This is a genomic window from Halosegnis marinus (genome assembly GCF_029338355.1).
Taxonomy (GTDB): domain Archaea; phylum Halobacteriota; class Halobacteria; order Halobacteriales; family Haloarculaceae; genus Halosegnis; species Halosegnis marinus.
The window spans coordinates 2,389,916-2,411,119 of sequence record NZ_CP119802.1 but is presented as its reverse complement, the minus strand read 5'-3'; the positions used below and the strand labels follow the sequence as shown (position 1 = coordinate 2,411,119).

The following is a 21,204-nucleotide window of genomic DNA, read 5'->3' as shown; positions in this document are numbered from 1 at the left end:
CGGTCACAGCGGCAGCCACTCGGTTCCGACGCCGGCGTCGTCGAGGTGCCAGCGCTGTCGGGGGCCGGAGTCGCCGTCGCGGACCTCGACGACCGCGTCGAACAGCGGCGCGAGCGTCCGGGCCGTCTCTGCGTCGTAGCCGAGCGGGAGGTGGTAGTGGGCCATGCCGCGCGCGGCGCGCACGTCGGCCGTGACGGCGTGCAGGAAGCGGAACAGTTCGCGCTCGTCGTACTCCTCCACGAGCGGTCGGAGCGAATCGACACAGAGCCGGAACTGGGCGGGGGCGAGGCCGCCCGCCGCGCGCTCGGCGTCGTCCACGAGGCCGGCCACGGCGTCGCCGAGCGCGGCGAGGTCGCGGACCCTGTCGGACGCCGCGGGGAGGTCGCCGGTCCCCGACGGGGCGACGGCGGCGCTCCGGGTCGCCGTCTCGTAGCGGACGGTCGGAGCGTCCCCGTCAAGGAAGCGGTCGGGGACACAGCCCCCCCGCTCGGTCGTGACGACGGCGCGGCGACGGTCGTCCACGCTGTCGCCCATCAGTCGCACGCACGCCTCGCCGTGGGCCGTCTCGGCGCCCGCGCCGGTCACGAGGACGTTGCTCCCCTCGCGCTTCAGCGCGGCCAACGCCCGCGTGAACGCGACCGTTCCCTCGTCGCTCTCGACACCCATTCTTTCAGAAAAATCGACTCCACATATTATAAGCGTTCCCCTCCCGCGGGGGACGACGTTTTAGCGACGGCGGCCGTTCTTCCCCCTATGAGCGACGATTCGGAGGACCTCGCGGCGCTCGTCGCGGAGCTGTCGGAGACGCTCGACCGGCTCGAACGCCGCGCGGACGCGGACCCGCCGCGCCGACGCGCGTTCCTCCGGTTCACGGAGCAGTACGCCATCCCGACGACGGTGGCGATGCTGGAGGCGAACATCCGCGTGCTGGAGGCCGTCGCGGGGGCTATCCGCGTCGCGGAGGGTCGCGAGTCAGAGGGAAGAACCGCGAGGGGACGGGAGACGGCGCTGGCGACGCTCGACCGCGCGCTCTCGGACGTCTCGGACGCCGTGCGCGGAACGCCGACCGACCCCGAGGCCCGCGAACTGTTGGGCGAGGCGCGGGCGCTCCGCGACGAGATACGCGACCGGGTCGACGAGTCGCGCGGCGGGACGGCGACCCGCTCCGTGTCGCGGGCGGCCGACGCCGACGCGGGAACGACCATCCCCGTCTCCGCGGAGGGGGAGTCGCCGTCGCCCGTGGCCGACCCGGCCGACGAGCCGTCGGTGGACGTGGACGCCGAACTCGACACCATCAAGCGGGAGGTCCACGGAGACGACGGGGAAGACGACCGGTAACTACTCGACGCGCTCGAAGCGGTAGCCGTCCCACGCCTGACTCTCCGGCTCGCGGATGCCGGCGTCGGGGTCGCGCAGTTCCTCGACGTGGACGGGTTCGACGGTGTCCCCGATGTCCACCTCGCCCTCGACCTGCCCGAGCGCGCGCACGTCGTGCCCGTCGAACGCAACGATGGCGAGGGTGTTCGGCTCCCGGACGCCCGGGGGCGTCGCGTAGGAGGTGGTCCACGTGACGACGGTCGCGGTGTCGCCGGAGAGGTCCACGGTGTCTGTCTGTTCCTCCCCACACTCCGGACAGCGCGGGTGCGGGGGGTAGGTGACGTGGCCGTCCGGACAGCGGCCGGCGTCGAGGCTCATTCGGCCACCTCCAGTATCGCGGTCGTGACGCAGTTGCCGAACCCGCCCACGTTGCACGCCAGCCCCACGTCGGCCTCGACCTGCCGCTTGCCGGCCTCGCCGAGCACTTGTTTGTATATCTCGTACCCCTGTGCGACGCCCGACGCGCCGAGGGGATGCCCCTTGGACTTCAGGCCGCCCGAGGTGTTCACCGGCATCGCGCCGTCGCGCGCGGTCACCCCCTCGACGGCGTCCTCCCAGCCGGCCCCCTTGTCGGCGAAGCCGAGGTCCTCGTACTGGAGCAGTTCGAGGATGGTGAACATGTCGTGGAGTTCGGCCACGTCGACGTCCTCCGGGCCGTAGCCGGCCGTCTCGTACGCCTGCCGGCCCGACTCGACCACGCCGCCCATCGTCGTCGGGTCGGCGCGCTCGTGGACGACGTGGGTGTCCGTCGCGCCTCCGACGCCCGCGACGCGGACGAACTGGTCGGCGTGTTCGCGCGCGACCTCGACCGGACAGAAGAGGAGGGCCGCCGAGCCGTCGGTGATGGGACAGAAGTCGTACAGCCGCAGGGGGTCGGCCACCATCGGCGAGTCGAGGGCCGTCTCCGTGTCTATCTCCTTGCGGAACTGCGCGTGGGGGTTGTCCACGCCGTTGCGGTGGTTCTTCACCGCGACCTCGGCGAGCGCCTCGCGCGGGGCGTCGTACTCGGTCAGGTAGGCGCGCGCCGTGAGGCCGGCGAAGGAGGGGAGCGTCACGCCGTGCTTGTACTCGACGGGGTGGGTGAGCGAGGCGATGACGTCGGTCGCCTCGCCGGTCGTCCGGTGTGTCATCTTCTCGCCCCCGACGAGCAGGGTCATGTCGCTCGCGCCGGAGGCGACCGACTGCCACGCGGCGTAGATGCCCGCGCCCCCCGAGGAGGAGGTCTGGTCGACGCGCTGGGTGTAGGCGGGGACGGCACCGAGGTCGTGGGCGAGCATGTTCGGAACGCCCGTCTGCCCCTCGAACTCGCCGCTCGCCATGTTCGACACGTAGAGGTGGTCGACGGCGTCGGGCGAGACGCCCGCGTCGTCGAGACAGGCCCCGCCCGCCTCCGCGAGCAGGTCGCGTACCCAGCCGTCGCGTTCGCCGAAGCGCGTCATCGACGCGCCGATAACTGCCACGTCGGTCATGTCCGGGGGTCACACGGGGGCGACAAGACCCTTCCGCCGGTCACGAGGTGAGCACGAGCGCGCCCGCGACGAGGAGACAGGCGGCGAGGCCGGCGAAGCCGACGCCGTAGCCCGCGAACCCGCCGACGGCACCGACCACGGTCGGCCCGAGCGCGCCGAGGCCGATGTACACCGACCGCATCCCGCCGAGGTCTCCGGCCATGCTGTCGTCCGGGAAGGTGTCCATCAGGTAGGCCTGCATCACGGGCGGGTAGGCCATCAGGCCGGCCGCGAAGACGACCACGCCGAGCGTCACCGCGGTCGGGGACTCGGCGACGACCACCCAGCCGAGCGCGACGGCCGCGAGCGCGAGGACCGCCGGGGCTAGGCGGTCGCGGGCCACCCGGTCGCCGAGGCCGCCCGCCAGCGGCTTCACGACCGCGCCGACGACGAACAGGGTCGCGAACCCCGCGGCGGCGACCCCTGGTGAGAAGGACTTCGCGCGCCGGAGGAAGGTCGGCAACAGGCCCGTGGCGGACTGCCAGACGAACGCGTACAGCGCGTAGGCGACGACCAGCCGCCGGAGTCCCGGCCGCCCCAGCAGTCGCCGGGCCGTCGCCGCGACCTCGAGGTCCACGGACGCGAGGCGGTACCCCTCGCGGCTCCAGACGTGGAGCGACAGCGCCACCCCCGCGAGAACGAGCACAACGGGAAGGAAGGCGGTGCGCCAGCCGAGGCGGGCGAGTGCCGCGAGCGCGTCCGGAAGGCCGGCCGCGTAGCCGGCGACGGCGAGCGCGGCGACCGACAGCCCCGCGGCCGCGATGCCGCCGAGGTCGCCGGAGGCGGTGTGGAGGCCGAACGCCTGCCCGCGGCGCTCGACGAACAGGTCGGAGACGAGGCCGCGCGCGGGCGTCGGGTACAGTCCCGCGCCGACGCCCACGACGACGGCCCCGAACAGGAACGCGGGGTAGGACGGGGCGACGGCGAGCAGGAGAAAGCCGACGACGACGGCGACCAGCCCCGCGACGAGCAGGGTGGTCCGGGTCAGTCGGTCGGAGAGTCGGCCGCTCGGGTACTGCAACAGCGCGTAGACGCCCCAGATGGTCGTGACGGCGAACCCCTCCTGCGTCGGGGTCAGCCCGTAGGTCGTCGATATCTCTGGGAGGAGGGGGGAGACGACGAGGCGGCCGGCCTGGATGAACATCCAGCCGACGGAGACGGCGAGGAGCAGCCGTCCGCCGTAGCCGGTCACGAGTCGCTCGTCGTCGGGCACACTCGTCCGCGGTGGCCGCCGGCCTTGAACGCGTCCGTTCGCGCCCGTGTTCTTAGGCCCCCCTAAACATCGACAGCCTTTAGGACGGCCTAAACCACGTGTCGCCAATGACGGACACCTGCGTCATCGTGCCGACGATACGGGAGTACGAGTGCGTCCGCGAGTACGTCGCGAACGCGCGGGAGCACGGCCACGCCGACCGGCTGTTCTTCCTGCTCGTCACCGAGGAGTTCTGCGACACCGACGACATGGAGGCGATGCTGGACGACCTCGGCGTCGAGGGCGCCGTCTTCGACGGGAGCGACCGCGAGGACTGGTACGAGACGAACGGGATGGCCGAGTACGGCCACGTCGTCCCCGCCGCCTCGCACGCGGAGACGAGTTTCGGCCTGCTGTACATGTGGGCCGGCGACTTCGAGTTCGGCTTCTTCATCGACGACGACACCCTCCCGCACGACACGGACTACTTCGGCGGCCACTACGACAACCTCGCGCGGTCGGGGGAGGTAACCGAGGTCTCCTCCCCGGAACGGTGGGTGAACGTCCTCTACGAGAACGTCGAGGAGCACGGCCTCTACCCGCGCGGCTACCCCTACGCCGCGATGGCGGCCGACGAGGAGGAGACCACGGTGACCCTCGACGGCGGCGAGGTCGTCGCCTCGCAGGGGCTGTGGACGAACGTCCCCGACCTCGACGCCGTCCGTATCCTGATGGACGGCGACCTCGAAGGGCTCGCTCAGACCCGCACCACGGCCGACGACTACGAGGACGACTTCCTCGTCGCCGAGGGCGACTACACGACCGTCTGCTCGATGAACCTCGCCTTCCGCCGGCGCGTCGTCCCCGCGTTCTACCAGCTCCCGATGGACGACAACGAGTGGGACGTGGGCCGGTTCGACGACATCTGGTCGGGCGTGTTCCTGAAGCGGGCGGCCGACGCCGCGGGCGACAAGGTGCTCACCGGGTCGCCGCTGTGTGAACACAACAAGGCGCCGCGGCCGACCTTCGACGACCTGAACAACGAGGTGCCCGCCCTCGAACTCAACGAGCACGTCTGGGAGGTCGCCGACGCCGTCGAGGTCGGGGCGAGCGGCCCCGAGGCCGCGACCTACCGCGCGACCTTCGAGGCGCTCGCGGAGGCGTTCGCGGAGGGCGACTTCGACGAGTGGACGAACGGCGACTTCCTCAACTTCGTCGGCGAGCACATGCGCGACTGGCTCGCGGCGCTGGACGCGCTCGACGAGTCCGCCCGCGCGACCGCGGAGGTGGCGGCCGATGACTGAGGGAGGCGACGAGGGCGGCCGTCCGCTACCGACAGCGTTATCCGATTTAGGAACCCCTAAATCGGGTATGAACGACTCGTCCGCGAGCCGCCGCCGCTACCTCGCGGGGCTCGGGACCGCCGTCACGGCCGGGCTCGCCGGCTGTGGCAGCCTGCTCGGCGGGGACGGAACGCCGACCGGGACGGACACGGGCGACGAGGAGGACCCCGACGTGGGTCAGATCGGTTCCGGCCGCGAGGGGCGCGAGGCGCCGGGCGGAACGCCCATCGCCGAGCTCCCCGACCTCTCGGGCGAACTCGACGTCTACTCCGGCCGCGGCGAGGCGCTCGTCGGCCCGCTGTTCTCCGAACTGGAGGACATCTACCCTGACTTCAGCGTCCGGCCGCGCTACGACGGCTCGACGGACCTCGTGAACCGCATCCTCACCGAGGGGTCGAACGCCGCCGCCGACGTGTTCTACTCCGTCAACGCGGGCGCGCTCGGCGCGCTCGCCGCCGAGGGGCGGACCCTCGAACTGCCGGAGCGCGTCACCTCCGTCGTCCCCGACGCGTACCAGGACGCGGAGGGACGCTGGATAGGGACGTCCGGGCGAGCGCGGACGATTCCGTACAACACCGACCGCTACGACGAGAGCGACATCCCCACCGACGTGCTCGCGTTCCCCGACGACGCCGACCTCGCGGGCTCGACGGGCTGGGCGCCCGTGTACGGCTCCTTCCAGGCGTTCGTCACCGCGATGCGCGTGCTCAACGACCGGGAGACCACGCTCTCGTGGCTCAACGGGATGCAGGACGCCGGCGTCCAGCAGTACGGCGACGAGTTCGCCATCGCGCAGGCCATCGCCGACGGCGAACTCGGCGCGGGCTTCGCGAACCACTACTACACGCTTCGCGTGCTCGACGCGCGGCCGGACGCGCCGCTCGACATCGCCTTCACCGAGGGCGACGCGGGCGCCATCTTCAACGTCGCGGGCGCGTCCGTCGTCGATACCGCCGGCGAGGACCGCGAGCTGGCGGAGAACTTCGTCCGCCACCTGCTGTCGGCGGAGGCACAGGAGTACTTCGCGACCACGACGTTCGAGTACCCGATGATACCCGGCGTCGAGCCGGTCCAGCCGGGGAGTATCGACCTGCCGACCATCGACCAGCTGAACCCGCCCGAGGGGCTCGACCTCTCGCAGCTGGCCGACCTCGGGCCGACGCTCGAGGTCATGCGGGAGGCGGGGCTCAACGTCTAGGATGGCGACGAGCGACCTGACGGCCGTGTTCGACCGCGACGCCGAGGGGTCGCGTCCGGTCGCGCTGACGCTGCTGTCGGGTGCGCTCGCCGCCCTGTTCCTCTCGCCGCTCGTCTGGGTCGTCGCCAACGCCCTCGACGCCGACGGCGCCCTCGAACTGCTCACCGCGCCGACGACCGTCGAGGTGTTCGTCAACAGCGGCTTCCTCGTCGCGGGGGTCACGCTCGGCTCGCTCGTCGTCGGCGTCCCGGCCGCGTACCTCACCGTACGCACGGACATGCCGTTCAAGCGGCCGCTCACCGTCCTGTTGGCGATGCCGCTCGTCATCCCCTCCTATATCGGCGCGTTCGCGTTCGTCTCCGCGTTCGGCCCGCGCGGGACGGTTCAGGACTTCCTCGTCCCGTTGGGCGTGGAGTCGCTCCCCTCCATCTACGGGCTCGCGGGGACGGTGCTCGTGCTCACGCTGTACACCTACCCCTACGTGTTCCTCACCACGCGCGCGGCGCTGAAGTCGATGGACACCACGCTCGTCGACGCCGCTCGGACCCTCGGGCTCGGCCGCCGGGAGGCGTTCCGCCGCGTGACGCTGCCGCAGATCCGCCCGGCAATCGCCGCCGGGGCGCTGCTCGTCGCGCTGTACGCGCTCTCGGACTTCGGGACCCCCTCCGTGATGCGCTACAGCGTGTTCACGAGCGTCATCTACTCCGTCTACGGCGACGTGCTCGGCGGCGGGCGCGACCTCGCGGCGATGCTCTCGCTCCAGCTGGTCGTCGTCACGACGGTCATCCTCGCCATCGAGTCACGGGTGCGCGGCTCCGGCGTCACCGCGGAGTCACCGAACGCGCGGGCGACGCCGCTCCGGCTCGGACGGTGGCGCTACGTCGCCGTCGGCGCGTGCCTGTTCGTCGCGGCGCTCGCCATGGCCGTCCCGCTCGGCGTGTTGACGAACTGGCTCCTCGTCGCCGGCAGCCCGACGAACAGCGCGCTCGCCTTCGAGTTCGGCTACGTCACGAACAGCGTGGCCGTCGCGGCGGCGGCGGCGCTGTTCGCCGGCCTCGCCGCGCTCCCCATCGCCTACCTCGCGGCGCGGTCCGACCGGACGCTCCCGTCGCTGTTCGAACGGGCCTCCTACGTCGGCTACGCCGTCCCGGGCGTCGTGATGGGGCTCGCGCTCGTCTACTTCGGCGCGCGCTACGGCGGGGACCTCTACCGCAACGGGCTTATTCTGCTCCCCCTTCTGGTCTTCGCGTACGTGGTCAGGTTCCTCCCGCAGGCGGTCGGGTCGTCGCGCGCGTCGGTCGAACAGGTGAGCGGCCGCCTCCCCGAGGCGGCCCGCACCCTCGGCCGCTCCCCGACCGAGGCGTTCCGCGACGTGACCCTGCCGCTCGTCGCGCCCGGCGTCGCCGCCGGGGCGGCGCTCGTCTTCCTCACGACGATGAAGGAACTGCCGGCGACGCTGATGCTCCGGCCCGCGGGCTTCGACACGCTCGTCACCCGGGTGTGGACGGCCTACGAGTCGGGCTACGTCGGACAGGCGGCCCTGCCGGCGTTCGTCCTGCTGTTCGTCTCCGCGCTGTCGATGCTGTTGATACTCAGAATGGAGGGATACGATGTCGAGTGAGCTACGCACCCCCGACCGGAGCGACGCCGAGGAGCGCGAGCGCGACCCCGAGGAGGGTCCCGCGGTGCTCGAACTCGACGGCGTCACCAAGCGGTACGGCGACACGACCGTCATCGACGACCTCTCGCTCACGGTGCGGGAGGGCGAACTGCTCACCCTGCTCGGGCCGTCCGGCTGCGGCAAGACGACGACGCTCCGGCTCATCGCCGGCCTCGAACGCCCGAGCGGCGGCGAGATACGGCTGAACGGCCGCTCCGTCGCGGGCGAGGCCTTCGAGCCCCCGGAGGTGCGCGACGTGGGCGTCGTCTTCCAGGAGTTCGCGCTGTTCCCCCACCTGAGCGCGCGGGAGAACGTCGCGTTCGGCCTGGACGGGATGGCGGAGGACGAGCGCGAGCGCCGCGTGGACGACCTGCTCGAACTCGTCGGGCTGGTCGACCACGGCGACAAGCGGCCCGAGGAGCTTTCGGGGGGGCAACAGCAGCGGGTCGCCCTCGCGCGCTCGCTCGCGCCCGAGCCCCACCTCCTCCTGCTCGACGAGCCGTTCTCGAACCTCGACGTGGACCTCCGCGTCGAGATGCGCGAGGAGGTGCGCCGCATCCTGAAGGAGGCCGGCGTCACCGCCGTCTCCGTCACCCACGACCAGGAGGAGGCCATGTCCATCTCCGACCGCGTGGCCGTGATGTACGAGGGTCAGCTCGAGCAGGTGGACTCCCCCGAAGGGGTGTTCCAGCAGCCCCGCTCGCGGTTCGTCGCCTCCTTCCTCGGCCACGCCTCCTTCCTCTCGGGCTCCGTCGAGGGCGACGCCGTGGGGACGGGCGTCGGCGACGTGCCCATCGCCTCCATCAACGGGCTCGCCACGGAGTACGACGGGACCGACATCGACGTGATGGTCCGGCCGGACGACGTGACGGCGCGTCGGCCCGGAGCGGGCGAGGCGGCCAACGGCCGGGTCGTCCACCGGCGCTACCTCGGCCCCACCGTCCTCTACCGCGTCGAACTCGACACCGGGGACGTGGTCGGCTGCATGCACAACCACGCGGAGGAGGTGCCGCTCGACGAACCCGTGCGCGTGGAGCTGGCGGCCGACCACGACCTCGCGTGGTTCCCCGCCGGGGCCAAGCGGGTCGCCGACGGGGGCGAGGTGCTCCCCGACGACGGCCCGGACTGAATGGAGCGCCCCGACCGCGACACCCTGCTGCTCGCGGCGCTGTCGGTCGCGGCGGGTGTCGTCGTCCTGTTCGTCGCCGTCGAACTGTTCCCGCACCACTCCTCGAACCACGACGAGGGCGTCTACCTCCAGCAGGCACACCTCCTGTTGGACGGCGCGCTCGGCTTCCGGACTCCGCTCCCCGACGCCTTCCGCTGGTGGTTCTTCGTCGAGGACGGGGCGACGCTGTACTCGAAGTACCAGCCCGTGGTGCCCGCGATGTTCGCCGTCGGCCTCGCGGTCGGGGCGCCCCGGCTCGTCCTCGCGGCCGTCGGGGCGGGCGTCGTCGCGCTCGTCGGCCTCCTGACCCGGGAGGCGTACGACGGCCCCACGGGTGTCGTCGCCGGGGCGCTCGTGCTCGCCTCGCCGCTGTTCCTGCTTACGACGAGCGTCTTCCTCCCGTACGCCCCGACGGCGCTGTTGAACCTCGCGTTCGCGTACGCGTACGTCCGGCTGTTCCGGTCGGGCGGCAGGGGGTGGGCGCTCCTCGCGGGGACCGCGACGGGACTCGCCTTCTTCGCGCGGCCGTACACCGCGGTGCTGTTCGCCCTCCCCTTCATCGCCCACGCGTGTCTGTCGCTGTGGCGGGCCCGCGGGGACCGGCCCGCGCTCCGGTGGCGGGTGGAACGGCTCCTCCCGGTCGCCGTCCTCGGGACGGCGTTCGTCGCCCTCGCGCTCGCGTACAACCTGCTCCTCACGGGCGACCCGCTGGAGTTCCCGTTCCTCGCGTTCGCCCCCGAGGACGGCATCGGGTTCGGGCATCGCGAGATACTCGGCTACGAACGCGAGTACACCCCCGCGCTCGGGCTCGAAGCGAACGCCCGCGTGCTGTGGACGTTCGCAACCAGATTCGTCGCCGCCCCGCCGCTCGGTGCCGTCGCCGCGTTCGCGGGCCTCGGCCTGCTCGCCCGTCGGCTCCGCCGCGATAGGGACGCCGCCCGCCGGCGCGTCGGGTCGCTCGCCGAGAGGTTCGGGAGCGGGCCGGCCGCGACGCTGTCGGACACGACCATCCGGCTACTGCTCGCCGGCGTCCTGCTCTCGGTCGTCGTCGGCAACGTCGCCTTCTGGGGGAACCTGAACGTCCTCTCGGACCTCACGGACCCGACCGACGGCCTCATCGCGCAGTTCGGCCCGTTCTACCACTACGACCTCCTGCTCCCGCTGTCGGCGTTCGGCGCGAGCGCGCTCGTCGCGGGCGGTCGGCGGCTCCGCGCGCTCGCGGCCCGTCGTACCGACCGCCGTCGCGCGGCAACCGTCCTCGTCGTGGTCGCGCTCGTCGTCGCGCTCGTCGCGGGCGGGGCGCAGGTCGCGGCGCTCGACGGCCCCGTCGAGGAGAACGCGGAGTACACCGAGCGGTACGCGAACGCCTACGAGCCGTTCGCCGACGGCGAGCCCGAGGGGGTCGTCTTCGTCCCGACGCCGTACGGCGGCTGGCTCGGCCACCCGTTCCAGAGCCTCTACAACGACGCCGGGCTGGACGGCCGGACCGTGTACGCCCTCGACCGCTCGCCGGGGGAGGACTTCGCCGTCATCGACACCTACGCCGACCGGGACCTCTACCGCTACACCTACCGGGGGGCGTGGACCGGCGTGCCGCGCGGCGATATCGTCGCCGAACTCCAGCCGCTCGACGTGCGTTCCGGCGAGCGACTCCGCGTCCGGTTCGAGACGGGCGTCGTCGGCACGCCCTCGACCGTCCGCGTCGGCGACGGGAACGACGCCGTGACCTACGACGTGACCGGAACGCCGGACGACACCTTCGCCGTCGAGTGGACGCTCACGCCCGGTCGGGTCCGCGTCACGGGCGACGGCGTGGACAAGCGGGGGCTCGGTGTCGTCGACTTCGACGGCAGCGCCGAGGTGTTCGTCGCCGTCACCTACGTGCAGGAGGGCGGCGCGACCGTCACCTACCGCCAGGAGGTCGCGGTCGAGGAGCGGGGCGACACCGTCCGGCTCGTCTGGCCCCCGGAGGTCGAGGTGTGTCGGCTCACGCCCGACTGCAGCTACGAGGGGATGTGGGTCGACGGCGGCGACTACCTGAGCGGCGTGGCCGTGAACCAGAGCGTCTCGTAGCGAGGCGGCGGGAACCGTGCCCGAGCGGGCCTCTCGGTCGGGGTCGCTGTCCCGTACGGAACAACCTCGCGGGCACAGTAGTTGAGACTGCCTGTCTCACTGCATACGGCCGACGCAGGTAGATGTTCCACTCAAACACTACTTCCCCCGTTCCTCCCACAAATATCAGGGCTGGGACAGGCATAACCGTCCTGCACCCCTCACACTAGAGAGTCACCCATGGATATCTCCGAGATACTCTCACCGAAGTTCACCGAGTTCGACATCGGCACACCGCTCTCGAAGGTCGCCGGTGCGTTCGAGAATCAGGAACTCGATGCGGTCATCGTAACGGACGGCGACGAGTATCGCGGCATCGTCAGCCGTCGACAGTTGGCGTCCTCGTCCAATCAGCCCTCTGCGAAGGTCGGCTCACAGGTCCAGCACGTCCCGACGGTCGACCGCACCGAGGACGTCCGCGAGGTCGCGCGACTCATGATCGGGAGCGACGCCAAAACGCTCCCCGTACTCCGCGGTGACCGTGTCGTCGGTGTGGTGACTGGGGATGCCGTACTCGAGGCAGTCCGTCCGTTTCTTGACGCGGCGACCGTCGACGACGCCTACACGGCGGAGTTGGTCAGTGCGACGCCCGAAACCACGATCGGGAAAGCGCTCAATCTGCTCCGAGAAGCCGGTATCGCACATCTTCCGGTCGTCGACGGGGATGACCTCGCGGGAATGTTGAGCCTGTACGACGTCATCGAGTTCACGACGCGGGGCGGCAGCAAGAGCCAGGGTGGGTCGTCGGGCAGCTTCGGTGGCCGCGGTGGTGGCGGACAGAACCGCGGTGGGTTCGGCGCGCGCGAGGGCGACGCCGACCGGATGCTCGACCTTTCGGTCCGGAACCTGATGTCCGACGCGGTCGCGACGGTCGAGCGGAGCGCGCCGCTTGACGACGTCGTCGAGACGATGTTCGAGCGGGATATCTCCTCGCTCGTTGTCACGGCCGACGGTACCGGCGAGCCGATTGGAATCATCACGAAGACGGACGTCATCGAGGCGCTCACCTGGGAGCGCGATGATCGGAACGCCGTGCAGGTGTTCGGGCTCGACCTGCTGGAGGGGATGGACTACGACGACGTCTCCGCATTAATCGAGAGCATGGCCTCGAAGTACGGTGAGATGAGCGTGATTAAGGCCAGCATCGAACTGCAGGAGCATAAGGAACAAAGCCGGGGCGTGCCGCTGGTGCTGGCACGGATTCGACTGGTCACAGACCGCGGCTACTTTACGGCCGATGGCGAGGGGTATGGCGCCGCTCACGCCCTCCGTCTGGCTGCGAACGCTGTCGAACGCCAGCTTCTCAAGGGGAAGACCTACGGCCAGTCGAAGAAGCATCCCGACACTGACGAGCAGGCACAGCTCTACGGCTGGTGGCTCGTGGGGTAAATAGTGCCAAAGGCGGGTAAACACGCTGGTACGACTACACCCCGAATGAACAACGTATGCCGGGGCACCGCCATGGAACGTAGTCATTCATCGACTTCATGCAGACGTACCTCCAGGAGCATCCTAAACGCTGCAAAGAGTGTGAAAACATCGCCCGCGCCCGGTCGGAATGGCGGATAGAAAGACGTGATGAGGGCGGTCTCCACTTCGTACATACCTGCCAACGGTGTGGCGCGGAGAACGACGTGTTTCTCAACCTTGCCCCGGAACACGAGCGATCTCGAGGGTAGGAAAGGTATGTGGAACCTCTGACTTACTATCGGTTCAAACACTCCGAATTCCGGTACGTCACGTCGGTTTCCGGGATTCATGCGACGGGAGAGGGGGGAACCGTATGCAGGAATTCACGATCGATGTCCAACAGCAGATAGCTGCCTCGGAGACACCAGGTGCGGAGTTCCAGGCTCTACCGTGGACACGACAACGAGTCGTATTCCTCCAGCTACCCGAGTCGGTCCAGCGAGACGTACTCGATGACATGGATAGTCAGGAAGTACGGCGATTCGTCCGCCGACTTGATCCCGACGATGCGACCGATGTGCTTGGGTCACTCGACGAGGACACTCAGGGAGCCGTGCTCGGTCAACTCTGGCTACGATCCGGCCACGTCGGCGACCGTCTTCATCACCACCGCGACTGACGTCCTCGGGTTCTTCATCTTCCTTGGGATGGCACAGGTCGTGCCCTGTGAAACGTCTCTCCCTACTTCTTTCACTCTGGCCGCTGAAACACAGGATGATGGGTCCGGCTCAGACACTCTACGAGTTCCTCTCCGAAGCGAGCGAACTCACTATCGTCTGTCACAACAATCCCGACCCGGACTGTCTCGCAAGTGCGCTCGCTCTGGGCCGGATCGCAGCTGCCGCCGGAATCGACGCGCGGCAGGTCCTGTACAGTGGCGATATTTCCCACCAGCAGAATCGCGCGTTCGTCAATCTGCTCGACATCGATCTCGAACCCTTCGATCCTGCTGCCGTTCAGAATCGAGATGAGGGGTCGCTGCTTGCGTTCGTCGATCACGCGGTCCCGGGCGCGAACAACCGGGTCCCAGAGGGGACCCCCGTGGACATCGTCATCGACCACCATCCGGGTGAAGACATCGACGCCCAGTTCGTCGACCACCGCGAGGCCGTCGGAGCGACTGCGACGATCCTCACGGAGTACGTCCGGGAACTCGCCATCGATCTCGATACGACCCTCGCGACGGCGCTCCTGTTTGCAATTCGCCGCGAGACGCTCGGTTTCCTTCGGGGAGCGACCCGGGCAGAGTACGACGCGGCGGGGTATCTCCACGACCACGCCGATCGAGACCTGCTCCGGCAGTTGTCCTCACCATCGGTCAGTGGCGCGACCGTCGACGCCATCGCGACCGCCATCCAGAATCGAACGGTACGAGGGTCGGTACTCATCACTCACGTCGGCCGGACGAACGAGCGGGATGCGTTACTCCAAGCCGCCGACTATCTCGCCACACTGGAGGGTGTCGATACCGCCATCGTCTTCGGAATGCTCGCGGAGGCAATCCAGATCAGTGCGCGGTCGACGGATGCACGAGTCCACATCGGCGACGCGCTCCACGAGGCGTTCGCGGATGTTGGTAGTGCCGGCGGCCATCGGGAGATGGCGGGTGGCGAAGTCCCGCTTGGCATCTTCGCCGACTACACGAGCGACGATACCCAGTTGCTCGCCATCGTCGATCAGGTCATCACGGCCCGTCTCGTGGCTGGGCTCAACCTCACTGACGAACCGGACGACCAATCGAGTTAATCAGCGGCCGAGTGAGACAGCTGAGCCGGTCGGCGACTGCGCCCTCAAATGACAGGTAGCTCAACGTTCAATTATCAGACCAGTATTCCATATCCGTTAAGAGCTCTGCATTTACCGACAACGACATCCGGCAACGATGGGTTGTACCGATCGCGATTCCACGACAGTTCCTCAGTGGAAGTGAGCCGTGTGTGGTCGATGTGTATTTACTTCCGCTACCCACTATAGTTTCTCAGCTTTACACGTTGACGGTCAATGCTGACTGAACTGCGACCCTGTCCGAGGATTGTTGTACGTCATTGCCGCCTCGGCTGTCCGATGTGGGTGGTCGGCGCGGGACACAGTTACAGCAATCCGTGTGAGTCCCGACAGATATGCCCCAACTCGTATCCGTGAGCCTCTGGTCGTGTAAGCGAGGTCGATACCTAATGGGCATTCTTGACTCGTTCGGCGCGTTAGTCAGTAGCATCATCGCATCGATCGTTCTGCTGGTGTTCGCCATCATCAGCTACTTCATCACTGTGTTCATCGTCCAAGTGGGCGCTGGGCTAGCCGGGTACTCGCCCGGTGGCGATTTCGTCGTGCTGTCTGCGGCGATACTCGCTACAGGGGCCATCGTTGCCGGGTCGACCCCGATGTCGTCGCTGGGTGGGTTCACCGAGTAGAGTTCTCCCCCCGCGGAACCACTCCGGAGAAGCCAGCTGGTGAGTCTGGTTCAGCCGTCCGGTCGATTCGCTCCGTGTCGACCGATCAGTCGGCTCGATAGCGGTGGTTCGCTCGTGACCGACTCGCTTCCGCTATACAGCACGGGCACAACAACCGATCAGCAACAGCGGGTTCCAACAGAAACGAGATTCTGGATCAGTGCCGTGTTTGCCGGACGAACTCGTCGAGTGCTGCTTCGATGAGGTTCGAAACCCGTTCACTGTAGTCCCAGAGCGCTGCATTGAGTCGCTCTTCGGTTTCGTCGTCGAGATCGTCGGCCCCACGAAGGACGGAATCCTTGGAGATCTGTGGGTGATAGACACAGACCACTCCGAGTGAGGTATCCGAACTCGAGGGTCCCGCTGTGTGAATTCCGTATTGGTCAGTTCCCCAGACACCATCGCCGCCCTCTCGCTCCAGTTCCGAGTCGAGCGCGTCGAGTAGTTGTACCTCCTCGGGAGAGAGGATAGGATCGTCGCCTTCGAACAGTTCAGTGTACGCTTCCATTCGGGCACTTTTGGTCCACTGGTCCAACTGGGAGCGCGCCCTGAGAATGAGCTGTCGTTCGTCTGGAAACTCGACCATGGTCCTACGTGAACGGCTGGGGCAATCAACGTTCGTACGGTGGTTCAGATCGAGCACGCACTGGTTACGGATCTGAGATGAGACAGAGAGTATTCGATCTTGCTCGACTGTCGAGGCCCGGCTGTGACTCCCGTGGCACAGGCTCATTCCCGGCTTGTGATTGGAACGACGGTCGCTCAGTCGTCGTGTGGAACGCTACTGTTCACTAACCAGCCACCACACTCCGGACATTTGCGTGTGTCCTCCGGATTTTCGATACCGTCTCCACAGTCACGACAGACGTACAGCGTTGGCTCGGAACTCGTTTTGGGTTTTGGTACCATACCGCACGTTTAGTGGCACGTGTGATAACACCTGATACTCTTCAATCACGGACGAATCAGACACCGTCCCCGGCATGGTCGCTGTGATGAGCTACAGATCCCTTGGGGGATTGGGGCCCTCCACGTTATACCTGTGGCCCTCCTATTATCGGTCATGGCGATGATTGTCTATCAAGGCGTAGAGGACACTGTCTCGGAGGAGATCGACGATGAGAGACTGAACTATCGAGAGGAGCACTGGCAGGTTCACCACGGCGACGACGAGTACACGTACATCCCCAGAGAACGGGTCTATACCGTGAAGATGACGGATCCCCACTTCATAGACGAGTGAATTGATTCACTTCTATACTCCGTGAGCTCTGCAATTCACTGAGAAATACCTGCTCTCAGCGTCTTTTCTCTGGATATCGAGGGTTAGAGAGAGTACATCTCATACACGGATACCCCAGAAGAACGCGATTCCGAGCGTGGTGACAATCGAGAGGAGGAACTGTAATGGGGCACCGACTCGAATGAAATCCGAGAACGTGTAGCCCCCGGGCCCGTAGACGAAGAGATTCGTCTGATAGCCGACGGGCGTCATGAACGCCGTTGAGGCGGCGAACGTGACCGCCAGAACGAACGCGAACGCGTTTGCCCCGATCGACTGGGCCGCGTTGGCAGCCACTGGAATCATCAACACGACGCTCGCGTTGTTACTGATGACGCTCGTTAACAGCCCCGTCGCGAGGTAGAAGACCCATAGGACGCCGATAGGTGGCAGGAATACCGACGTCGCAGCGACGGCATCACCGAGCAGCGCCGCAGCGCCCGTCTGTTGTAAGGCGATACCAAGCGGGATGACGCCGGCGAGAAGGAAGATCACGTTCCACTCGACGGACGAGTAGAGTTCTGTCGGCTTGAGGACGCCGGTGAATATCATCGCCACGACGCCGGCGAGTGCCGAAACGACGATCGGGAGGATGTTCAGTGCCGGCAGTGCGACCACCCCGGCGATGATACCGACCGCGAACGGGATTTTATCGGTCCGGTAGGTCACCTCGTCGAACTCGTGGGCGACGATGAAATCCTCGTTCTCGACAAGTCGCGTGAGGCTATCGGGCGGTGCCTGCACGAGGAGCGTGTCACCGACACGAATACGGATGTCCTCGAACCGATCCCGGATGACATCTCCACGGGTGCGAAAGGCCAGCACGTTCGCGTCGTAGCGCTGTCGGAACGACGAACTCGCGAGCGTTTCGCCAACGAGAAACGACCCCGACGGGACGACGACTTCGACGAGCACGGGGTCTTCCTCCTCCGGATGTAGGTCGTCCTCGGTTCGCGGACCCCCAGACAGCGTGATGCCTTCCGCACCTAGGATGTACTCGAGTGTCTCCCGACTCGTCCTGAGTCGGAGCGTATCGTTTTCGTGAATCTCTTTCCTGGCCAAGGGTTCGTCGAACCGTTCACCGTAGCGGATCAGCTGTAACACGTCGATATCGAGGTCGTCGTCGCCGAGCGCCTCTCGGACAGTCTGGCCGATCAGTGGTGAGTTCGCCGGGACGACGACGTCAGCGAGGTACTCTTGGAGCGCGTACTCCTCGACGAGATCCTCGTCAGCCGGGATGCGTTCGGGAAGGAGTCGAACGCCGATCGTCATGAGATAGACGGCACCGACGGCGAAGACGACGACGCCGAGCTTGGTGAACTCGAACATTCCGAACGCGTGTAATCCGAGGCCGGGTGACTCCGCACCGAGCTGAGCCGCGATATCGCTCGCGAGGATGTTCGTCGATGTCCCGATGAGTGTGAGCGTTCCCCCAAGCATCGACGCGAACGACAACGGCATCAGGAGCTTCGACGGCGAGGTCTTTCCCTCGTGTGCGAGATCGGCAATGACGGGGACCAGAATCGCGACGACCGGCGTGTTGTTGATAATCCCAGAGACTGGACCGGTGACGCCGATCGTGGCGGCGAGTTGCTTGCGGCGGTCGGTCCCGGCGAACGCGGCCATCTTGCGGCCGATCAACTGGACGATGCCGGTTCGGTTGATTCCCGTACTCAGAATGAGCATCGCCAGGACCGTGATCGTTGCCGGGTTCGCGAACCCCGAGATTCCCTCCCGCGGGGATATCTGTGTCCACGGTTCGAGCAGCATCAATAGTACCATTATCAAGATGGCGGTGACGTCGATCGGAAACCGTTCGGTCGCGAAGAGTACGAGAGCGAGGACAATGAGAGCAAAGACGACGAGCATCTCCGCTGTCACCGGTGTCGAAGCCAGGCCTTGACTTGTCAGCGGAAATGAAAAGGAAGGCACACTGTAAAGAGGCAGTTGCGCGGGAAAAGGTCTGGTATCCCGATGGACGACTGGTGGTCCAGTTGTGACTTCCGATCGGATAGCTCTGCGCGGCGACGCGGTAATTGTCGTCAGGGGGACAGAACCCTTCTCCGTCCCACTCTTCTATCTGTTTGATAACGGTTGACGCTATTAGCACGTACGCTGACTACGATACCATCGCTCGCAGGTGGCACTCAGAGACGCTCCGAGACCGCGATGTGACCTAGAGATGGCACGAGATCGCGCGTGTAGGTTACTTCGTCACAGCAACCGACCGGAGGTCTGGAAGTGACATCGAGGCGGAGACGGTCTCGACGTCCGGACGCGGAACCATGATCTCGCGAGCGATCGTGTCACCGAGTTCGGGCCCCTCTCGATCATCTCGACCCCGCCGACGTCGATGTGTCCCGTCTCCTCGGACCGCGTGAGGAGCATCCGAATCTCCTCTTCGGTGTGGGTTCCCTCGCTATCGGATGCCGGCGAAACTCCAGCGAGGCGAGTGAAGTAGTTAGCTGTCCCGTTAAAGACGACGATGCCAGGCACGAATACGAGTAGGAAAACTTCATCAGCGGTGCAACGAGGAGCGCGATACGCGGGGCTTCCTGGATGGCAAACGTCTCCGGCGCAAGTTCGCCGAACACTACGTGGGGGGACGTGATGAAGCCGAATCCGGGGACGAACGCAACGAGATGGACCGTTCCCGGGGGAACCACCTGGCCGAGGACGGGTTCGATGAGAGCTGCAACAGCCGGTTCGCCGATCCAGCCGAGACCGAGCGAGGAGAGTGTGATGCCGAGTTGACTGACCGCCGGATAGTCGTCCAAGTGCTGGATGACATCCTGTACGAGTGTTCTCCTTGGCTTGCCAGGTTCGGCGAGCGCGTTGACCTGGGACCCGGAATTTTACGAACGCCAACTCTGCAGCCACGAGGCCCCCGTTGACCATGACGAGATAGAACGCGAGAAGCAGTCCGCATGGAGAGAACAGATCCACCATAGTCAATTACGGACGTGCGGGCAGTGTAGGACGTGGATGCCTACTGTCCTTTTGCGATCCAGACTGTCCAGGTATCGCGAACGACCAGCTGCCGAGAGAATATACTAACCCCCTCCCCTCGCTCGTTGAGGGGTGAGTCGGAACTCGTACTCTTCTGAACGCGGTCTCTCCCGCTCTTTATGAGAGTAGCCCCCATCTATAACTTCCGTGAGAGAAACTTCGTGCTGTGTCTCTTTTTCACAACTCCTGCTCCAGTCCAGCTCTCCGTTCGATGACACTCTGACGATCATCGCCGTCGCAGCTGTCGTCGCTGGGGCAATCTGGTACCTCGGAACCTCCCTTCAGTCACACGTTCGAACCGACGTTGCCGAAATCGTGCGATCGGGACTGCTACTCGTACTGGCCACCGCCGTCGCATTCGTCCTGTTACGCAGGTGGAACGCGACAACTGATGCGCTGGAGATCGCGGGATTCGTCCAGGTGGGTGTCGATACGGGCGTCCGCATCCTTCTTTCAGTCGTCCTCTTTGTCACTGCGTACACCGCCACACGTGTTCTCAAAGGACTGCTTCTGGGCGGAACTCGCTCTACAACTCGAGCGACATCGGAGCATCAGCGGCGGGTCAGTTTCTACGTCAGTCAGATCGTACTCTACACCGTCGCGGTGTTTGGAACGTTCTCACTCTGGGGATTCCAACTGAGCAATCTCCTGTTGGGGGCAGGCGTCCTCGGGATTATTCTTGGCTTGGCGTTCCAGAGCACGCTCGCGTCTATTCTCGCGGGATTCGTTCTGATGATCTCACGACCGTTCGACGTCGGCCACTGGGTCCGGATCGGTGAACACGAAGGCTTCATCACCGAGATCACGGTCAATCACGTCCGACTTCGAAACCTCGACGGTGAGCACGTCGTCCTCCCGAACGAGGCCGTCGGAAACCGGACGATCATCAACCGGAGTGTGGAAGGAAAACTACGGCATCGTGTAGAGATCGGAATCGATTATGACGTGGATCCCGAGGATGCGGGAACTGTCGCGTTAGAAGCAATGGCAGACCTCGATGAGATTATGGCTCAGCCCGCGCCAGAAGCCATCCCGGTACGATTCGATGATTCAGCTGTCGTCCTCGAACTTCGATTCTGGACCGAAAACCCGACACCTCAGCGAAAGTGGCAGGCAGTCCGGGCCGTGGTTCAAAGCGTCAAATCTGCGTTCAAGCGAGAAGGTATCAAAATCCCGTTTCCACAGCGAGAACTCACCAAGCGGGGTGAGGGTGGGGCCGTACGTATCCCCGACACTGATCCACCTGACTCCATCAATAGCAACCAGCCAGAGTAAGTCCAGAGTGGCGTCGACTGCAGAACGTGATACTCGGGAGAACCAGCGACGAGAGGGCAGTGTTCGTCTTACCGCAACCCACGTGGACACGTAGGCTATCAGAAGCAGCCGTGGTGGTCCCCCCGAAAAGTCAACGACATCAGTCCTCGAATTTGCCGTC

At 66.3% G+C, this 21,204-nt stretch carries 19 protein-coding genes and 3 pseudogenes; 13 read left to right on the top strand and 9 right to left on the bottom strand.

The features are described 5' to 3' along the window. Positions 1 to 3 precede the first annotated feature (3 nt). Complete coding sequence (locus P2T37_RS13400) at positions 4 to 666, bottom strand: DUF7504 family protein (RefSeq protein WP_276234464.1); 663 nt, start codon at positions 664 to 666, stop codon at positions 4 to 6. Positions 667 to 753: 87 nt separating this feature from the next. On the opposite strand from P2T37_RS13400, the gene P2T37_RS13395 reads away from it, so the two are divergent. Continuing rightward, complete coding sequence (locus P2T37_RS13395; protein WP_276234463.1) at positions 754 to 1,338, top strand: DUF7547 family protein; 585 nt, start codon at positions 754 to 756, stop codon at positions 1,336 to 1,338. Here P2T37_RS13395 and P2T37_RS13390 read toward each other — a convergent pair whose 3' ends face one another. From P2T37_RS13390 to P2T37_RS13380, 3 genes are read right to left on the bottom strand one after another with little or no spacing between them, the layout of a single operon-like run. Further along, positions 1,339 to 1,695, bottom strand: a complete 357-nt coding sequence (locus tag P2T37_RS13390; protein WP_276234462.1) for a Zn-ribbon domain-containing OB-fold protein — start codon at positions 1,693 to 1,695, stop codon at positions 1,339 to 1,341. Then, positions 1,692 to 2,846 carry a thiolase family protein gene (locus P2T37_RS13385; protein WP_276234461.1) on the bottom strand — a complete coding sequence of 385 codons (1,155 nt, stop codon included), beginning with the start codon at positions 2,844 to 2,846 and terminating at the stop codon, positions 1,692 to 1,694. The genes P2T37_RS13390 and P2T37_RS13385 overlap by 4 nt, the downstream gene beginning before the upstream one ends. A gap of 40 nt (positions 2,847 to 2,886) precedes the next feature. After that, positions 2,887 to 4,098 carry an MFS transporter gene (locus P2T37_RS13380; protein ID WP_276234460.1) on the bottom strand — a complete coding sequence of 404 codons (1,212 nt, stop codon included), beginning with the start codon at positions 4,096 to 4,098 and terminating at the stop codon, positions 2,887 to 2,889. A 107-nt stretch (positions 4,099 to 4,205) separates the two neighbouring features. Here P2T37_RS13380 and P2T37_RS13375 point away from each other — a divergent pair, with 107 nt between their 5' ends. The 6 genes from P2T37_RS13375 to P2T37_RS13350 all read left to right on the top strand — a co-directional run bounded on the left by P2T37_RS13375 (position 4,206) and on the right by P2T37_RS13350 (position 12,947). Next, positions 4,206 to 5,381: an alpha-1 4-glucan-protein synthase gene (locus P2T37_RS13375; protein WP_276234459.1), complete on the top strand. Its 1,176-nt coding sequence runs from the start codon at positions 4,206 to 4,208 to the stop codon at positions 5,379 to 5,381. Between the two features lie 67 nt (positions 5,382 to 5,448). Then, positions 5,449 to 6,618, top strand: a complete 1,170-nt coding sequence (locus P2T37_RS13370) for an extracellular solute-binding protein (protein WP_276234458.1) — start codon at positions 5,449 to 5,451, stop codon at positions 6,616 to 6,618. A gap of 1 nt (position 6,619) precedes the next feature. Continuing rightward, the gene (locus tag P2T37_RS13365; RefSeq protein ID WP_276234457.1) at positions 6,620 to 8,239 is read left to right on the top strand and encodes an ABC transporter permease; all 1,620 of its coding nucleotides are present in this window, start codon (positions 6,620 to 6,622) and stop codon (positions 8,237 to 8,239) included. Further along, positions 8,229 to 9,407, top strand: coding sequence for an ABC transporter ATP-binding protein (locus P2T37_RS13360; RefSeq protein ID WP_276234456.1), 1,179 nt, complete (start codon positions 8,229 to 8,231; stop codon positions 9,405 to 9,407). The genes P2T37_RS13365 and P2T37_RS13360 overlap by 11 nt, the downstream gene beginning before the upstream one ends. Further along, positions 9,408 to 11,519 carry an ArnT family glycosyltransferase gene (locus tag P2T37_RS13355; RefSeq protein ID WP_276234455.1) on the top strand — a complete coding sequence of 704 codons (2,112 nt, stop codon included), beginning with the start codon at positions 9,408 to 9,410 and terminating at the stop codon, positions 11,517 to 11,519. Positions 11,520 to 11,738: 219 nt separating this feature from the next. Continuing rightward, positions 11,739 to 12,947, top strand: a complete 1,209-nt coding sequence (locus P2T37_RS13350; RefSeq protein ID WP_276234454.1) for a CBS domain-containing protein — start codon at positions 11,739 to 11,741, stop codon at positions 12,945 to 12,947. A gap of 83 nt (positions 12,948 to 13,030) precedes the next feature. Here the strand turns inward: P2T37_RS13350 and P2T37_RS13345 are convergent, their stop codons facing one another. Next, the gene (locus tag P2T37_RS13345; protein ID WP_276234453.1) at positions 13,031 to 13,162 is read right to left on the bottom strand and encodes a hypothetical protein; all 132 of its coding nucleotides are present in this window, start codon (positions 13,160 to 13,162) and stop codon (positions 13,031 to 13,033) included. A 179-nt stretch (positions 13,163 to 13,341) separates the two neighbouring features. On the opposite strand from P2T37_RS13345, the pseudogene P2T37_RS13340 reads away from it, so the two are divergent. The 4 genes and pseudogenes from P2T37_RS13340 to P2T37_RS13330 form a co-directional block, all read left to right on the top strand. Continuing rightward, positions 13,342 to 13,584: pseudogene (locus P2T37_RS13340) on the top strand (magnesium transporter MgtE N-terminal domain-containing protein); the annotation flags it as partial. Positions 13,585 to 13,597: 13 nt separating this feature from the next. After that, positions 13,598 to 13,690 (top strand): annotated as a pseudogene (locus P2T37_RS15480) (magnesium transporter); the annotation flags it as partial. Positions 13,691 to 13,745: 55 nt separating this feature from the next. Continuing rightward, positions 13,746 to 14,774 carry a DHH family phosphoesterase gene (locus tag P2T37_RS13335; RefSeq protein WP_276236186.1) on the top strand — a complete coding sequence of 343 codons (1,029 nt, stop codon included), beginning with the start codon at positions 13,746 to 13,748 and terminating at the stop codon, positions 14,772 to 14,774. A 428-nt stretch (positions 14,775 to 15,202) separates the two neighbouring features. Continuing rightward, positions 15,203 to 15,439, top strand: a complete 237-nt coding sequence (locus P2T37_RS13330; protein WP_276234451.1) for a hypothetical protein — start codon at positions 15,203 to 15,205, stop codon at positions 15,437 to 15,439. Positions 15,440 to 15,635: 196 nt separating this feature from the next. On the opposite strand, the gene P2T37_RS13325 is transcribed toward P2T37_RS13330, so the two are convergent. Together P2T37_RS13325 and P2T37_RS13320 are read right to left on the bottom strand one after the other, a co-directional pair. After that, positions 15,636 to 16,064, bottom strand: coding sequence for a DUF7539 family protein (locus P2T37_RS13325; protein WP_276234450.1), 429 nt, complete (start codon positions 16,062 to 16,064; stop codon positions 15,636 to 15,638). A gap of 176 nt (positions 16,065 to 16,240) precedes the next feature. Continuing rightward, positions 16,241 to 16,387: a rubrerythrin-like domain-containing protein gene (locus tag P2T37_RS13320; protein WP_276234449.1), complete on the bottom strand. Its 147-nt coding sequence runs from the start codon at positions 16,385 to 16,387 to the stop codon at positions 16,241 to 16,243. Positions 16,388 to 16,541: 154 nt separating this feature from the next. On the opposite strand from P2T37_RS13320, the gene P2T37_RS13315 reads away from it, so the two are divergent. After that, positions 16,542 to 16,721 (top strand): hypothetical protein, encoded by a 180-nt coding sequence (locus tag P2T37_RS13315; RefSeq protein ID WP_276234448.1) that lies wholly within the window; start codon positions 16,542 to 16,544, stop codon positions 16,719 to 16,721. A 99-nt stretch (positions 16,722 to 16,820) separates the two neighbouring features. On the opposite strand, the gene P2T37_RS13310 is transcribed toward P2T37_RS13315, so the two are convergent. Both P2T37_RS13310 and P2T37_RS13305 read right to left on the bottom strand, forming a co-directional pair. Continuing rightward, entirely contained in the window at positions 16,821 to 18,629 is a 1,809-nt protein-coding gene (locus P2T37_RS13310; protein WP_276236184.1) for an SLC13 family permease, read from the bottom strand. 343 nt (positions 18,630 to 18,972) lie between these two features. After that, positions 18,973 to 19,709 (bottom strand): annotated as a pseudogene (locus P2T37_RS13305) (hemolysin family protein); the annotation flags it as partial. 207 nt (positions 19,710 to 19,916) lie between these two features. Here P2T37_RS13305 and P2T37_RS13300 point away from each other — a divergent pair. Then, positions 19,917 to 21,044 (top strand): mechanosensitive ion channel family protein, encoded by a 1,128-nt coding sequence (locus P2T37_RS13300; protein WP_276234447.1) that lies wholly within the window; start codon positions 19,917 to 19,919, stop codon positions 21,042 to 21,044. The last annotated feature ends 160 nt before the right edge of the window (positions 21,045 to 21,204 follow it).

Coding starts and splice junctions, on each gene's coding strand:
- P2T37_RS13400 (WP_276234464.1), bottom strand. CDS start 666: ATGGGTGTCGAGAGCGACGAGGGAACGGTCGCGTTCACGCGGGCGTTG.
- P2T37_RS13395 (WP_276234463.1), top strand. CDS start 754: ATGAGCGACGATTCGGAGGACCTCGCGGCGCTCGTCGCGGAGCTGTCG.
- P2T37_RS13390 (WP_276234462.1), bottom strand. CDS start 1,695: ATGAGCCTCGACGCCGGCCGCTGTCCGGACGGCCACGTCACCTACCCC.
- P2T37_RS13385 (WP_276234461.1), bottom strand. CDS start 2,846: ATGACCGACGTGGCAGTTATCGGCGCGTCGATGACGCGCTTCGGCGAA.
- P2T37_RS13375 (WP_276234459.1), top strand. CDS start 4,206: ATGACGGACACCTGCGTCATCGTGCCGACGATACGGGAGTACGAGTGC.
- P2T37_RS13370 (WP_276234458.1), top strand. CDS start 5,449: ATGAACGACTCGTCCGCGAGCCGCCGCCGCTACCTCGCGGGGCTCGGG.
- P2T37_RS13365 (WP_276234457.1), top strand. CDS start 6,620: ATGGCGACGAGCGACCTGACGGCCGTGTTCGACCGCGACGCCGAGGGG.
- P2T37_RS13360 (WP_276234456.1), top strand. CDS start 8,229: ATGTCGAGTGAGCTACGCACCCCCGACCGGAGCGACGCCGAGGAGCGC.
- P2T37_RS13355 (WP_276234455.1), top strand. CDS start 9,408: ATGGAGCGCCCCGACCGCGACACCCTGCTGCTCGCGGCGCTGTCGGTC.
- P2T37_RS13350 (WP_276234454.1), top strand. CDS start 11,739: ATGGATATCTCCGAGATACTCTCACCGAAGTTCACCGAGTTCGACATC.
- P2T37_RS13345 (WP_276234453.1), bottom strand. CDS start 13,162: ATGTACGAAGTGGAGACCGCCCTCATCACGTCTTTCTATCCGCCATTC.
- P2T37_RS13335 (WP_276236186.1), top strand. CDS start 13,746: ATGGGTCCGGCTCAGACACTCTACGAGTTCCTCTCCGAAGCGAGCGAA.
- P2T37_RS13330 (WP_276234451.1), top strand. CDS start 15,203: ATGGGCATTCTTGACTCGTTCGGCGCGTTAGTCAGTAGCATCATCGCA.
- P2T37_RS13325 (WP_276234450.1), bottom strand. CDS start 16,064: ATGGTCGAGTTTCCAGACGAACGACAGCTCATTCTCAGGGCGCGCTCC.
- P2T37_RS13320 (WP_276234449.1), bottom strand. CDS start 16,387: ATGGTACCAAAACCCAAAACGAGTTCCGAGCCAACGCTGTACGTCTGT.
- P2T37_RS13315 (WP_276234448.1), top strand. CDS start 16,542: ATGGCGATGATTGTCTATCAAGGCGTAGAGGACACTGTCTCGGAGGAG.
- P2T37_RS13310 (WP_276236184.1), bottom strand. CDS start 18,629: ATGCTCGTCGTCTTTGCTCTCATTGTCCTCGCTCTCGTACTCTTCGCG.